The sequence below is a fragment of the Hydrogenophaga bisanensis genome, from assembly GCF_042665135.1.
Taxonomy (GTDB): Bacteria; Pseudomonadota; Gammaproteobacteria; order Burkholderiales; family Burkholderiaceae_C; genus Hydrogenophaga; species Hydrogenophaga bisanensis.
The window spans coordinates 247064-260000 of record NZ_JBHTBX010000002.1 but is presented as its reverse complement, the minus strand read 5'-3'; the positions used below and the strand labels follow the sequence as shown (position 1 = coordinate 260000).

Here is a 12937-nt window from a genome sequence, read left to right as displayed (position 1 = left end):
TCAGCGACCGAATATGCCGCGCAGGATGGTGCCCGCACCGGGCAGGATGCCGCCGGACGAGGGCTTATCCTCTGTGGGAGGCGGCGCCTCGCGGTCAGGCGCCTGCCCACCCGAGGCCATGCCCGACATGTCGATGCCCAGCATGGCCATGGTCTGGCTCTTGGTGCGCACCCGCACGGTCCACTCGGGCTGCCAGTTCTTGGGCGGATTGGCCGGCTTGACGGGATGACTGAAGTGGCTCTCGGGCCCGTAGGCGATCATGCGGAGCATGGCTCCCCCGCCGGCCTCGGCGCCTTGTCCCCCGGCAAAGATGCCCTGGGGCACCGCACACTCGGTCGTCTCGGGCGACAGCAGCACCTTGTCCTTGACCCAGCGCGCGCTGGTGGACTCGGTCAGGTAGTCGAACAGCCCCAGCCCCGCATCCCCGTTGTCGGCGCTGGACCACAGGACCATGTCCTGCCCGGCCATGCCCATGGCGTGCAGATGGTAGGCATGGGCGCGCGGTATCGGCAGCCAGCTGAGCTGGATGCTGTCGGTCAGCGCCCCCTGGGTCTGCAGCCGGATGGCGGTCATCAGGTCCTGCCGCTCGCCCAGCGTGAAACGCATCGAGGCGGGCACACCGTCACCCAGCACCTGGTGCTCGCCCTGCAGCGAGGTGTTGGCCTGCGGGTTGACCGTGTTCTTTTCGTTGGGGTAGAGGGCATGCTGTGCCCCCACCCGGGCAGCCCGCTCGGGGGCATGCCGTCCCGCCAGCACCGGCGCCCATTGGGTCGGGTTGCTGGCCAGGTTGATGACCCGTGGCTGGCCCGGACGGACTTTTTCACCGCAGCCCCAGTACACCAGGATGCGACCCTTGATGTCGGGCACCTCGGTCGGGCCGGTCGCCTCGCCCGGCTCGCGGAAGCTCGGACTGGGTGGCACCAGGGGCAGCTGTTCACCCATGCCCATCGTGGGCGGAATGGCCAGCGCCGCCTCCACCCCGGGCCGCCGCGGATTGAACAGGGCCACGTCGATCACCCGATCGGGCGGAAAGGAGCCCATCAGACCGGGGTTGCTGCCCTGCTGGATGAAGCGGCCACTGGCATGACCATAGGTCTGGGACCCTCCGCCTCCGCGCCCACCGAACAGGCCACCGATCATCCCGCCCACACCGCCCTGCATCATGGAAGGCATGCCGGTCATGGTGGAGGTGGACAGGTCCACCCACAGTTGCGTGGGCGCGGTCTGGGCCAGTGACGGGCCAGCCACCAGCAGCGCAGCCACCAGGGCGATGGCGGTGCGGGAGCCCGCCAGGGCTCCCAGGGAAGTTTGCTGCGACACGGTGTTCCTCCTGGCAGCATCGGGCTGCCAGAAAATCATACGCCTGGCCTGCAACAGCGCCAAGACCGGGCGCCGGCCGGCCATCCCCCGCCTGAGGCATCAGAAATTTCAAACCGGACACACCGGCTTTCAAGTGCCCTTGGGCCCGGCCATCGCTAAGATCGGCCCACCGTCCAGACATCCCCCGGAGACAAGTTCATGACCGTGATCACCAACATCGAAGATCTGCGCATCCTGGCCCAGAAGCGCGTGCCGCGCATGTTCTACGACTACGCCGATTCCGGCTCCTGGACCGAGAGCACCTACCGTGCCAACAACGACGATTTCCAGAAGATCAAGCTGCGCCAGCGCGTGGCGGTCAACATGGAGAACCGCTCGACCGAGACGACCATGGTCGGCCAGAAGGTGGCCATGCCGGTGGCGATCGCCCCCACCGGCCTGACCGGCATGCAGCACGCCGACGGCGAAATCCTGGCGGCCAAAGCCGCCCGCAAGTTCGGCGTTCCGTTCACGCTGTCGACGATGAGCATCTGCTCCATCGAGGACGTGGCCAAGCACGCCGGCGAAGGCTTCTGGTTCCAGCTCTATGTGATGAAGGACCGCGGCTTCATTGAACGCCTGATCGACCGCGCCAAGGCCGCCAACTGCTCGGCCCTGGTGCTGACGCTGGATCTGCAGATCCTGGGCCAGCGCCACAAGGACCTGAAGAACGGCCTGTCGGCACCCCCCAAGCTGACCATCGCCAACCTGATCAACATCGCCACCAAGCCGCGCTGGGCCTTGGGCATGCTGGGCACCCCGCGCCGCCAGTTCGGCAACATCGTCGGCCACGTGACCGGGGTGGCCGACATGAGCAGCCTGTCCAGCTGGACCGCCCAGCAATTCGACCCGGCCCTCAACTGGGGCGATGTCGAGTGGATCAAGAAGCGCTGGGGCGGCAAGCTGATCCTCAAGGGCATCCAGGACGTGGAGGACGCGAAACTGGCCGTCCGGTCGGGTGCCGATGCCCTGATCGTCTCCAACCACGGTGGTCGCCAGCTCGATGGCGCGCAAAGCAGCATCGAGGCACTGCCGGCCGTGGTCGATGCCGTGGGCGGCCAGATCGAGATCCACATGGACGGCGGCATCCGCAGTGGCCAGGACGTGCTCAAGGCCCGCGCGCTCGGCGCCCAGGCGGTCTACATCGGGCGCCCGTTCCTGTACGGCCTGGGCGCCATGGGCGAGGCCGGCGTCACCAAGTGCCTGGAAATCCTGCACAAGGAGCTGGACCTGACCATGGCCTTCTGCGGCCACACCAAAATCGAGACGGTGGACAAATCCATCCTGCTGCCGGGCACGTTCCCGACCGCCTGAGCGGCGGCTCGCTCAGGGCGTCAGCGGGGACGGCATGGTCTCGGCCGCCGACGCAAACAGGGCGGCCGGTGGTGTCCTGATGGGCGACCAGGGCCGGTGACACAGGCGCTGGGGCGTGTGGCGAGCCTCCAGCGCCAGGTGTTCGGCCTGGGTCATCACCCGCAAAGCATCCACTTCCTCCGATCCCGCCGGGACGTCGATGATGCCGATGCCCACATCCGGCTGAAAGGGTGGCACCGTCGGATCAGGGCTGAGCAGCACCGCCATGCGCAGCTCCTGCAGCAAGCGGCTGCCCACCACTTCGCGGCGATGGGGATCCTGCACCGCCGACACCGCCAGCACGAAGCAGCGCTGGTGGAACAGCCCGACCACGTTGCGGAAACCCACCACCTGCCGGATGCGGGCCGCCAAGGTCACCAGGATCTCGGCCTCGGGGTCTGACGGCAACTGATCACCGTAGTCGTACAGGTTGGGCACCACCACCGCCGCGATCACGCAGGGACGCTCCATGCGGGCGCTGCGCCAGAGGGCGTCATCGACTTTCTGCACCAGCTGCACGCCCCGGGGCAGGCCGGCACTGTCGGCCACGGGCATGGCGCCCTGTGCTTGCCGGCTCAGGCGCCGCCATTCCCGGTTACGCAGGCGCACCATGGTGACCACGGTCAGGAAGTAGCCCACGGTGGCCGTCGCGGTCAGGCCCCAGTACCACAGACCCCATTCGTGGCCCAGGCCCTTGGCGTAGTGACCCGCCGTCATCTGGGCCAGGCACAGGCAGGCCAGCACCATCCAGCGGGCCAGCTGATCACCCAGCAGCACGCTGCGCACCGCCACCAACGAGCCCATGATCACCGCCAGGCTGTTGACCGCCGCGGTCCACATCAGGACATCCCGGTCGTCGCCGCCGCGCAGGGTCCAGACCAGCAAGGCCGCCGCGCCGAGGGCAATGATGCCCGCACCCGGCCCCATAAGGAGGCGCACCAGCCGGTCGTCGCCGCGCATGCCGGACCAGTGCCCCAGATAAGCCAGCGCCAGCGCACCGCACAGGGGCCCCAGCGTGGCCTTCACAGGCATCAGGTCGATGTCCCTGAGCGATGGCCAGAGGGTCTCCAGCCAGCCGCACATCAGCAGGCAGGCGATGCTGGTGAAGACGGTGCTGACCCAGCCACGCACCGACGGTAGCGTGCGACTGACCACCATGTCGATGCTCGCCAGCACGGCCAGCGTCAACAGCACGCCAGCCATGGCAGACCACAGGGCCAGTTCAGCAGCGGACAGGATCATCGGAGACTTCGCGGTTCGGTGGCGAGGGCGGTGCTTGGTCGCCCGACAGCAGGACAGGGCGGGCAGCGAGTGTAAGACGGCGGGACTACACGATGCTGACCGCGCGCCGGCCCCCTGCCGCTTGGCGGCATACTTGGGTCCTTTCCGGTATCGCTTCCGATCGATTCACGCACGGTGTATCCGTCCCTTTCATGTCAGCCGAGCAAAACCCAACCCCGTCCCTTTCCGCCCCCCGCCCGGGTGTCAGCGCCTGGTGGCGTGCGCTGTCCATCCTCCTGCTCATCGTGATCCTGCTGGCCTGGGCCGCCGCCACGAGCATGACCACCCAGCTGCAGGCGCAGATCGAGCAGCTGCAGGCCCGCCTCATCCAGGTGCCGCAGATCCGGCAGGTCTCGGTGCTGCTGGATGCCCAGGGGCGTCCGGCCATGCTGGCCACGTTCAATCCCCAGGACCGGGCCCTGACGATACAACGGCTCAACGAGGTCAAGGAAGGCCGGGAAGACAGCATGCAGGTCTGGGCGATCAGTGGTGATCAGCCCCCCCGGTCGCTGGGCATCATCGAGAGCCGATACAAGACGCTGCAGCTGCCGGTGGACGAGCCGGCGCTGAAGGAGGTGACCGAGCTGGGGATCAGTGCCGAGAACAAGGGCGGCGTGCCGGCCGGCGCCGGTCCGAGCCTGCCCTGGCTGTTCAAGGGCTGGCTGGTGACCAAGTCGATCTGATCGGGCATCATCCAACCAACAACACCGACCCGTTGCCCACATGTCCCTCCTGGCACGATGGCTGATCTGTCTGGCGAGCCTGGCCTGGTGCCTGTCCTTCGCACACGCTGACACGCCCCCGGACCCCGCAAGGTCGGCCGATCCGACGCTGTCGAGTCGGTACTGGATAGACACCACAGGTCGGGCTGCTATCGATACCGTGCGAGACCTGCCCGGAGGGGCATGGACCCCCATGGAGCGCCTTCGCTCCTTCGAACTGGGCGCCGGCGCGCTGTGGCTGGAAGTGCCGCTGCCTGCACGCGATGCCAACCAGCGCTGGTACCTGATGCTGTCGGCGGCCGCCTTCATCAACCGCGCCACCCTGTACCAGCCTCGCGTCGATCAACCCGATCAGGTGTCGCGCCAGGACGCCGGTGACCAGCTGCCATTGAGCCAGTGGGCCCTGCCGGACCAGACCCCGGTGTTTGCGGTGACCGGCAGCGACGCACAGCGCGTCTGGCTACGGCTGGAGAACGCACCGGCGCCCACGAGCCCGAGGCTGGCCCTGCTGGACGAACGCGAACTGCAATCCAAGCGCTACCAGACCTTCCTGCTCGTCGGCGCCTACCTGGGAGCCTGTCTGCTGGTGCTGTTCCTGGGCGTCGTCCACTTGCGACTCTACCGTGACCGGGCCTTCCTGGCTTACTGTGCCTATGTGGCCGCCATGCTGGGATTCCAGCTGGGCTTCACCGGCATCGGCGGCCTCTTCGTGTGGGGCGAATGGCCCCGCTGGAACGACCTGGCCACCGCCGTCTTCATGTCATGGCTCGCGGCCGCCGGCATCTGGTTCGTGCGTGAAACCTGTGCGCTGTCGCGCTACAGCCGATGGCTGGACATCTCGGTGCTGGCCTGGTGCATGTTCGGTGCTGTGTTCCCGGCGCTGTACGCCGCCATGATGGATGCGACGGCGTTTCGCCTGCTCAGCCTGTACGGTCTGTTGTCGGTCTTCCTGAGCATCGGTCTGTGCCTGTGGGCCTGGCGCCAGGGTGAGCGCTATGCCGGGTGGCTGTTTCTGGGCTTTCTGCCGGTGCATCTGGCCTATCCGTTTCCTGCGCTGCGCAGCGCCGGCGTGCTGCCCGACAGCTGGATCACCCAGTACGCCCTGCTGATCGGCTCCATGATCGAGATCCCGCTGCTGCTGTACATCCTGCATCGCCGGGCCAAGGACTTCAGCGAACACCATGCGCGCATGCGGGCCATGGAGAGCACCGACCCCCTGACGGGCCTGATCATCCAGCCGGTGTTCATGTTCCGGCTGCGGGACACCCTGCGCAGGGCACGGCGTCACCCGGGTACCCGGTTCGGTCTGCTGGCGGTCGACTTGGCCAACCATGGGGAATTGGCCGAGCAGCACGGTCGCGAAGCGGCTGATCGCGCGCTGGTCATCGCCGGCGCCCGCCTTTCATCACTGGCCGGGGATCTGGACACGGTGTGCCGCATCGGCAGAGCCCGGTTTGCCATGCTGATCGAGGCCCCACCGCCGGTGGAGCAGTTCCGGACCCTGGCGCAGCAGGTCGTGGCCCGTGGCCTGGAGATCGCACCCGCGATCGGGCCGCAGGCGGTGCTCAAACTGAGGGTGACCACCGCTCTGCCCCCCGACGGTGTCATCGATGTGGGCGAAGAGGGGCCCATTGACGAGCAGAGGCTGATGTCCCGGCTGGAACGGGCGCTGGAGCGCGGCGCTGCGGATCCCCGGCGGGTGGTTCAGCACCTGCCCTCCCCGACCCACGGATCAGATCCGGCCCATTCCCGCCCCTGAGGCCAGCGCGCCAGCACCTTGCCCAGGCGATCAGCGCAGTTCGTACTCGAATGAGCTGACCACGCGCAAGCGCTTGACGCGCGAGCTGCCGTCGTCGTAGTCGCTGCCGTCGTCCCCGGTGATCCGGATGGCACCCTGGTTGGCGTTCTTCAGGGGCCCGAGTTTTGCCCCAGCCTCGGCTGCAAATTTTTCGGCCTGCTCACGGGCGTTGCGCGTGGCCTGCGCGAGCAGTGGCGCCTTGATGTCGTTGAAGCCGCGCAGCTGGTAGCGCGGACCGGACGGCCCCTCGCCTTCGCCACCGATCTGGACGCCTGCCTGAATCAGGGGATCGAGCGCCAGCGCCGCCTGGGCCACATCGGCCACGCGCGGACTGCGCACCACCACCTGGCCGGCGCCATTGAAACGGAAAGCAACGTTACCCTGGGCGTAGTCCCGGGCCAGCAGGTCCTGCACCAGCACAGGGCGGGACTCCATTTCCTCGTCCTTGAAGCCGCGCGACTTCAGAAAGGCCAGCACCTTCTCACGGTCCGCCGAGAGGGCCTGCTGCACAGCACCGAATTCGTTGCCCGCGCGGCGAAAGCCCAGCGTCCACACGGCGAAGTCGGCCTCTACGTCCTGTTCAGCCAGGCCCTTGACCGCAATGCTGCGATCGGCCATGCGAAAGCGTTCCAGCCCGCCGCTGACGAAAAGTCCCGACGCCGCGACGCCGGCGCCCACGACAAATGCGGCCACCAGCCGCGACAGGTCACTCATGTGTGTACTCCCCTGGATGGCATGCGAACCGACGCATGCACGGTTGGTCATCTTAGCCCGCAGGTCGGGTTGCGGCCGTGTCTTCCCTGCCCAGCATGGCCAGCGCAGGCGCCACCGCCTGCCAGGTGGCTGACAGGCCCGCCCGGGCCGATCCCAGGTCCACCGCCTGCCACGGATAGCCCTGCTTCTCGACCAGGGACTGCAGGTCGGCCCCGATTGCCATCCCATGGCCCGCGCCGATGATGAGGGGGACGTGATGCACCTGCCGGCAGGCCGAGAGCAGTCGCGCCAGCAGACGCTGGTTCCGGCTGTCGTCTTCACCCAGCAGGACCAGCACCGCGGCATAGTCGGGCAGAAAGGCATGGGTCATGCCCATGGCCAGACCCTTGCGGGCGTTGGCAATCAGGCGCACGCCCGCCGGGCCGATGTCCGGCAGGTCCACGTAGTCGCTCTCGACATCGGGTGCATCATCGGCGGCACCGGCAAAGCGGCGACGGATCAGGGGTTGCCCGGTCTCGCGGGCGACCCAGCTGGTGAGATCAAAGGCCGTCGATCCGGCCGCCGACAAGAGCATGATCCGGGGAAAGGCCCCGATCGGCGAGCGCATTGCCTCGGCCGGTGGCGAGCACAAGGACAGCCAGACGCTGGCGGGCTCCGGCAGTCGATCGGCCTCGTGGCGATGCTGGAGATCCAGCACCCGCCGGGCGACGTCCACCATCGACTCGTCGGACTGGACGATGGCACCGATCCAGGGGCGGAACAGGCGCGGCTGCCCCACGCTCCGGTGCAACACCCTGAGGCTGTGATGACGGTGGTCCCGGTCCACGCGCGAGAGCAAGGCTTCGATGGCCTGCTCAGGCCCTTCAATCCACTCCACAAACCAGCCGCGGATGTGCAGCAAGGCGACCTTCAGCCCGTCGGCCTCATTGCGGGGCAAGGCCTGGTCCCGGATGCGCCGCATCTCCTGCAACACCGGTCCATCCACCTGGCTGATGCTGGCATAGACCAGCCTGGCCACCGGCTGGAGAGAGACCTCCGCACCGCTGTCGGGCCATTGGGTGGATGCGGAATCGGGCACCGGCTCGGCCATGGTTGGATCGTTTGACGAAAGTCAAAGTGTAGGGATGTCGGTGGCCATCGCCAAGTGGTGTGGCGTTGGCCCTCAGGGCTCATCGGCTTTCTCTGCCGCGCGCTATGCTCACATCCGTGAAACCCGAAGCCCCCAACAATGCAACGCCGTCCAACCGGCCGCGCCGCATTGCCCACCTGGACATGGACGCGTTCTACGCGTCGGTCGAGTTGCTGCGCTATCCGCAGCTCAAGGGCTTGCCGGTGGTCATTGGCGGCGGGCGACGCCGCGAGGACGACCTGACGGCGCGGCTTCGCGAAGCCTTCCCGGACCGGGACTGGGGTCCCGACACGCTGGACCGGATTCCGGTGGACTTCTTCCCCCGCCTCAAGGACTACGTGGGTCGGGGCGTGGCCACCACCGCCACCTATGCGGCCCGCCAGTTCGGGGTCGGTTCGGCCATGGGCCTGATGAAAGCGGCCAAGCTGTGTCCGGACGCCATCCTGCTGCCGGTGGACTTCGAGGAGGTCAAGCGGATCTCCCGCCTGTTCAAGCACACCATCACCGAGATCGCACCGGTGATGGAGGATCGGGGCGTGGACGAGGTGTACATCGACTTCACCGAGGTGCCGGGCGGACAGCGTGAGGGCGGTCGCGTGCTGGCGCGCCTCATCCAGAAAAGCATCTTCCAGGCCACCGGGCTGACCTGCTCGATCGGCGTGGCGCCCAACAAGCTGATCGCCAAGATGGCCAGCGAGTTCAACAAGCCCAACGGCATCAGCATCGTGATGCCCGAAGACCTTCAGTCGCTCATCTGGCCATTGCCGTGCCGCAAGATCAACGGCATCGGGCCGAAAGCGGACGCGAAGCTGCAATCGCACGGCATCCACACCATCGGCGATCTGGCCGCCAGGGTCCCTCTCTGGCTGCGGGAACACTTCGGCCGCAGCTACGGGGCATGGCTGCACGACGCGGCCTGGGGGCGCGACGACCGACCGGTGGTCACCGAGAGCGAGCCGGTGAGCATGAGCCGCGAAACCACCTTCGACCGGGATCTGCACGCCGCGCGCGACCGCGCCGAGCTGGGGGCCATCTTCACGCGGCTGTGCGAGCAGGTGTCGGCGGATCTGAAACGCAAGGGCTATGCCGGTCGCACCATCGGCATCAAGATCACCTACGACAACTTCGAGAAGGTCACCCGCGACATCACGATCGACGAGGCCACCGACGACCCCGGCGTGATCCGTCGCCATGCAGGTCAATGCCTCAAGCGGGTTGACCTGGGCCGCCGCTTCCGCCTGCTGGGGGTCAGGGTCGGCAAGCTCGTCAAACCCGGGACAGAACCCTTGGCCGGCGGCCGCTACAGTGAGGCCCCATCTTTATCCCCCCGCACCGCGCGCGACAGGAGCCCCGATGACCACACCGACCTGCTTTTCCCTGAACTTGGGTGACGACCACGTCGCCCACCTGGTGCTCAACCGGCCCGAGGTCATGAACACCATGCACCCGACCTTCTGGCGCGAACTGGACGAGCTGCTCACGCAGATCCACCAGGAAGGGAAGGCCCGGGCCCTGGTCATCAGCAGCACCGGCAAGCATTTCTCGGCGGGCATGGCCCTGGAGACCTTTGCCGGGGCGATCCAGATGGACGACCAGAGCCCCGAAGGGCGGGCGGCCATCTTCGACCTGCTGACCGACATGCAGGCCACGTTCACGAAGATCGAGACCTTGCGCATACCGGTGATCTTCGCAATCCAGGGCGGCTGCATCGGCGGCGCGGTCGACATGGTGACCTGCGGCTGCATCCGTTACGCCACGCAGGACGCGTTCTTCTGCATCCAGGAGATCAACATCGGCATGGTGGCCGACGTGGGCACCTTGCAGCGCTTGCCGAAGCTGGTGCCGCTGGCGGTGGTCAAGGAACTGGCCTACACCGGCCGGCGCCTGGGCGCGCAACGCGCCCTGGGCTATGGTCTGGTCAACGAGGTCTTCGACACGCCGGAGGCGATGCTGGCCGCGGCACTGCAATGCGCGAGGGAAATCGCATCCAAGCCACCGATCGCCATCTGGGGCACCAAACAGGCGGTCAACTATGCGCGCGACCACAGCGTGGAAGACAGCCTGCGCCAGATGGGCTGGCTGCAGGGCGCCATCTGGAGCAACCGGCACGTGGGCGAATCGATCGCGGCCATGAAGGGCAAACGGTCGGGTGACTTCCCGCCCCTGGCGCCGCTGCAGACGTTCAACTCCCTGGGCTGAGACGCGGGCAACCGCCTCAGGCCAGGGCGAGCGACGAACGGATCTCGGCAAAGCTGTTGGCGGTCTCCACCATTTCGATCGCATGTCCGAGCTGGCGCTCGATCTGGGCCTGCGAAATCACACCACGCACCCGCGGACCGTGATGGGATGTGGCCTGCTGCACCACGATCAGGTGGCGCCGGCCAATCTGCTTGAGTGTGGCAATCACCTGCCCGACCGTGGCATGCGCCAGATCACCCAGATCGATGGCATCCAGTGCGGACAGGGGTGACATGACGTCCGCCACAGAGAGGTCCTCGTAGCGGGCGCCTCGCTGGGCAATCACCTGCATGGGCCGCTCTCCCTCGAGATCGTTGGCCGTGATCAGTCCATCGACACAAGGCAAGTCACTGACCACAAACAGAAGACGGACGCCCTGATGGATCATCGTCTGGCGCGCCTGACCCAAGGGCATGTCCGGCGCGATGGTCGCCGCGCGCACATGGGTCAGATCGGTCATCACCGCACGGGCCGGCGATGATGGCGTCACCGGCACCCCCATCGGTGGCTGGGCCTGCACGATGCAGGCCCCTTCAGGAAAATGAAAGGTGCGCAGAGGGGCGTTGTTCACGGTTCGCTCGCTTTCCGACAGGGGTGGAAGAACGACGCAGGCGCCGCGGTGCGTGCAAAGGAAGAAGCCTGCGACACGGACGGGTTCAGGCTATCACCTGGCCTGCGCACAAACAAGAGGTTCAACCCCGTTCAGAAGCTGCGGTACGACGGAAGGGCACTGGATTTCGCGCCAGCAGGATGCGACACTCCTTCCCATGAAGACTTTCCACAACCCCCTACACGCCCTGCACCAGGGACGGGAAGAAATGTTCCGCGGCCGCATGGTGCCCTGCCATGAGGTGCCCGCACGGCTGGACTACGTACTGGCCGAACTTCAACGCCGCTCGCAGGGCGAACTGTTCACACCCGAAGTCGATGACGCGGCACTCGATGCCGCCATTGCCCGCGTGCATGCCGAGCGGTACACCCGCTTCCTGGCCGGTGCCTGGGACGAATGGGTGGCGATGGACCCGGCGAACGCGCAGCGGGACGCCCTGCCTTCGGTCTGGCCACTGCCCAACCGGCACGGCTTTCGCAACGACGTGCTGCCAGCCAACTTTGCGGCACGCCTGGGCCTGTTCTCGTTCGATTCGGGCTCGCCCCTGATGGCCGGTACCTGGGCGGCTGCCCGCATGGGGGCGGCCTGCGCCGTGGCGGCCACCCGTTCGGTGTTGGCGGGTGATCGCGCTGCGTTCGCGCTCACGCGTCCGCCGGGCCATCATGCCGGGCCCGATTTCTTCGGCGGCTACTGCTTCCTGAACAACGCCGCCATTGCTGCGCAGGCACTTCGAGATGCCGGCATGACCCGGGTGGCGGTGCTAGATGTGGATTACCACCACGGCAATGGCACCCAGACCATCTTCTACGAGCGAGCGGACGTGCTGACGGTGTCCATCCACGGGGACCCTTCCACCGAATACCCCTTCTTCCTCGGCCATGCCGATGAGCGCGGCGACGGCGCCGGTGTGGGTTTCAACCTGAACCTGCCGCTGCCGCGGGGTACCGGTTTCAAGGACTGGTGCGCGGCGCTGGAAAGGGCGTTGGACGCGGTGGAGGCCTTTGACGCCCAGGCGCTGGTGGTGCCCATGGGGCTGGACACCTTCGAGGGTGACCCGATCTCGGGTTTCACCCTCGGCAGTGGCGACTACGACACCGTGGGCCGCATGCTGGCGGCAGCCGGGCTGCCCACGGTGTTCACCTTCGAGGGCGGCTATGCGGTGGCCGAAGTCGGTACCAACGCGGTCAACCTGCTCGAAGGCTTCTGCCGGTCGGCCTGATCAGGCCGCCTTCCAGAAAATGTAGTCGGCCTGGTAGTTGACGATCTGCTTGCTGCCCATGTTGGTGGCCGAGCAGACGCTGGACGGCGCCACACCGCCCCGGGTGGCCACCCGCTGTATGTAGGTCACGCCCTGCATGACCCCCGAGCCCATGGCCGGGTTGGCCTTGACCAGCTGCAGCGGGATATTGCCGGCACCTGCCGGAGCGACCGCCAGCTGGGTGGCGGTCAGCTTCGAGCCATCCTGACTCTCCCAGGTGGCCGGAGGCCCGTAGTACCTGCCCACCTGCTTGCCTTGGCGGTCGTTCAGCTTGGCGTCGGGCCCGGCAAACACCCATTCAAACTGGCCAGCAGCATCCTTTTTGGCCCGGCATTCGTAGGTGATCTGACCCACGCCGACGGTTTCCATCGCCACGCGGTGCCCGGCAGGCACCTTCACGGCATCCGGCAGCATGGTCTGCGAATAGGTCGGCTTCGAGCTGCCTGTCGAACTGGCGCAGGCGGCCAAAACCATC

At 67.1% G+C, this 12937-nt stretch carries 12 protein-coding genes; 6 read left to right on the top strand and 6 right to left on the bottom strand.

Going from position 1 to position 12937, the window contains the following annotated elements:
• Positions 1-1320 carry a hypothetical protein gene (locus ACFQNJ_RS03920; RefSeq protein ID WP_382253960.1) on the bottom strand — a complete coding sequence of 440 codons (1320 nt, stop codon included), beginning with the start codon at positions 1318-1320 and terminating at the stop codon, positions 1-3.
• 198 nt (positions 1321-1518) lie between these two features.
• Between ACFQNJ_RS03920 and ACFQNJ_RS03915 the strand changes: the two genes are divergently transcribed.
• Entirely contained in the window at positions 1519-2673 is a 1155-nt protein-coding gene (locus tag ACFQNJ_RS03915; protein WP_382253959.1) for an alpha-hydroxy acid oxidase, read from the top strand.
• A 12-nt stretch (positions 2674-2685) separates the two neighbouring features.
• On the opposite strand, the gene ACFQNJ_RS03910 is transcribed toward ACFQNJ_RS03915, so the two are convergent.
• The gene (locus ACFQNJ_RS03910; protein ID WP_382253957.1) at positions 2686-3954 is read right to left on the bottom strand and encodes a hypothetical protein; all 1269 of its coding nucleotides are present in this window, start codon (positions 3952-3954) and stop codon (positions 2686-2688) included.
• Positions 3955-4145: 191 nt separating this feature from the next.
• Here ACFQNJ_RS03910 and ACFQNJ_RS03905 point away from each other — a divergent pair, with 191 nt between their 5' ends.
• Both ACFQNJ_RS03905 and ACFQNJ_RS03900 read left to right on the top strand, forming a co-directional pair.
• Complete coding sequence (locus ACFQNJ_RS03905; protein ID WP_382253955.1) at positions 4146-4676, top strand: anti-sigma factor domain-containing protein; 531 nt, start codon at positions 4146-4148, stop codon at positions 4674-4676.
• 40 nt (positions 4677-4716) lie between these two features.
• A complete protein-coding gene (locus ACFQNJ_RS03900) occupies positions 4717-6474 on the top strand; it encodes a sensor domain-containing diguanylate cyclase (RefSeq protein WP_382253953.1) in 1758 nt (585 codons plus the stop codon).
• Positions 6475-6504: 30 nt separating this feature from the next.
• On the opposite strand, the gene ACFQNJ_RS03895 is transcribed toward ACFQNJ_RS03900, so the two are convergent.
• Both ACFQNJ_RS03895 and ACFQNJ_RS03890 read right to left on the bottom strand, forming a co-directional pair.
• Positions 6505-7227 (bottom strand): SIMPL domain-containing protein, encoded by a 723-nt coding sequence (locus tag ACFQNJ_RS03895; RefSeq protein WP_374641152.1) that lies wholly within the window; start codon positions 7225-7227, stop codon positions 6505-6507.
• A 52-nt stretch (positions 7228-7279) separates the two neighbouring features.
• Positions 7280-8317 carry a BLUF domain-containing protein gene (locus ACFQNJ_RS03890; RefSeq protein ID WP_382253951.1) on the bottom strand — a complete coding sequence of 346 codons (1038 nt, stop codon included), beginning with the start codon at positions 8315-8317 and terminating at the stop codon, positions 7280-7282.
• Positions 8318-8421: 104 nt separating this feature from the next.
• Between ACFQNJ_RS03890 and ACFQNJ_RS03885 the strand changes: the two genes are divergently transcribed.
• Together ACFQNJ_RS03885 and ACFQNJ_RS03880 are read left to right on the top strand one after the other, a co-directional pair.
• Complete coding sequence (locus ACFQNJ_RS03885; RefSeq protein ID WP_382253950.1) at positions 8422-9747, top strand: DNA polymerase Y family protein; 1326 nt, start codon at positions 8422-8424, stop codon at positions 9745-9747.
• The gene (locus ACFQNJ_RS03880; RefSeq protein WP_382253948.1) at positions 9710-10555 is read left to right on the top strand and encodes an enoyl-CoA hydratase-related protein; all 846 of its coding nucleotides are present in this window, start codon (positions 9710-9712) and stop codon (positions 10553-10555) included. Before ACFQNJ_RS03885 ends, ACFQNJ_RS03880 begins: the two co-directional genes overlap by 38 nt.
• A 16-nt stretch (positions 10556-10571) precedes the next feature.
• Here the strand turns inward: ACFQNJ_RS03880 and ACFQNJ_RS03875 are convergent, their stop codons facing one another.
• Positions 10572-11165, bottom strand: a complete 594-nt coding sequence (locus ACFQNJ_RS03875) for a CBS domain-containing protein (protein ID WP_374641156.1) — start codon at positions 11163-11165, stop codon at positions 10572-10574.
• A gap of 196 nt (positions 11166-11361) precedes the next feature.
• On the opposite strand from ACFQNJ_RS03875, the gene ACFQNJ_RS03870 reads away from it, so the two are divergent.
• Positions 11362-12423 carry a histone deacetylase family protein gene (locus ACFQNJ_RS03870; protein WP_382253946.1) on the top strand — a complete coding sequence of 354 codons (1062 nt, stop codon included), beginning with the start codon at positions 11362-11364 and terminating at the stop codon, positions 12421-12423.
• On the opposite strand, the gene ACFQNJ_RS03865 is transcribed toward ACFQNJ_RS03870, so the two are convergent.
• A complete protein-coding gene (locus tag ACFQNJ_RS03865; RefSeq protein ID WP_382254612.1) occupies positions 12424-12936 on the bottom strand; it encodes a DUF3455 domain-containing protein in 513 nt (170 codons plus the stop codon).
• Position 12937: the final 1 nt, after the last annotated feature.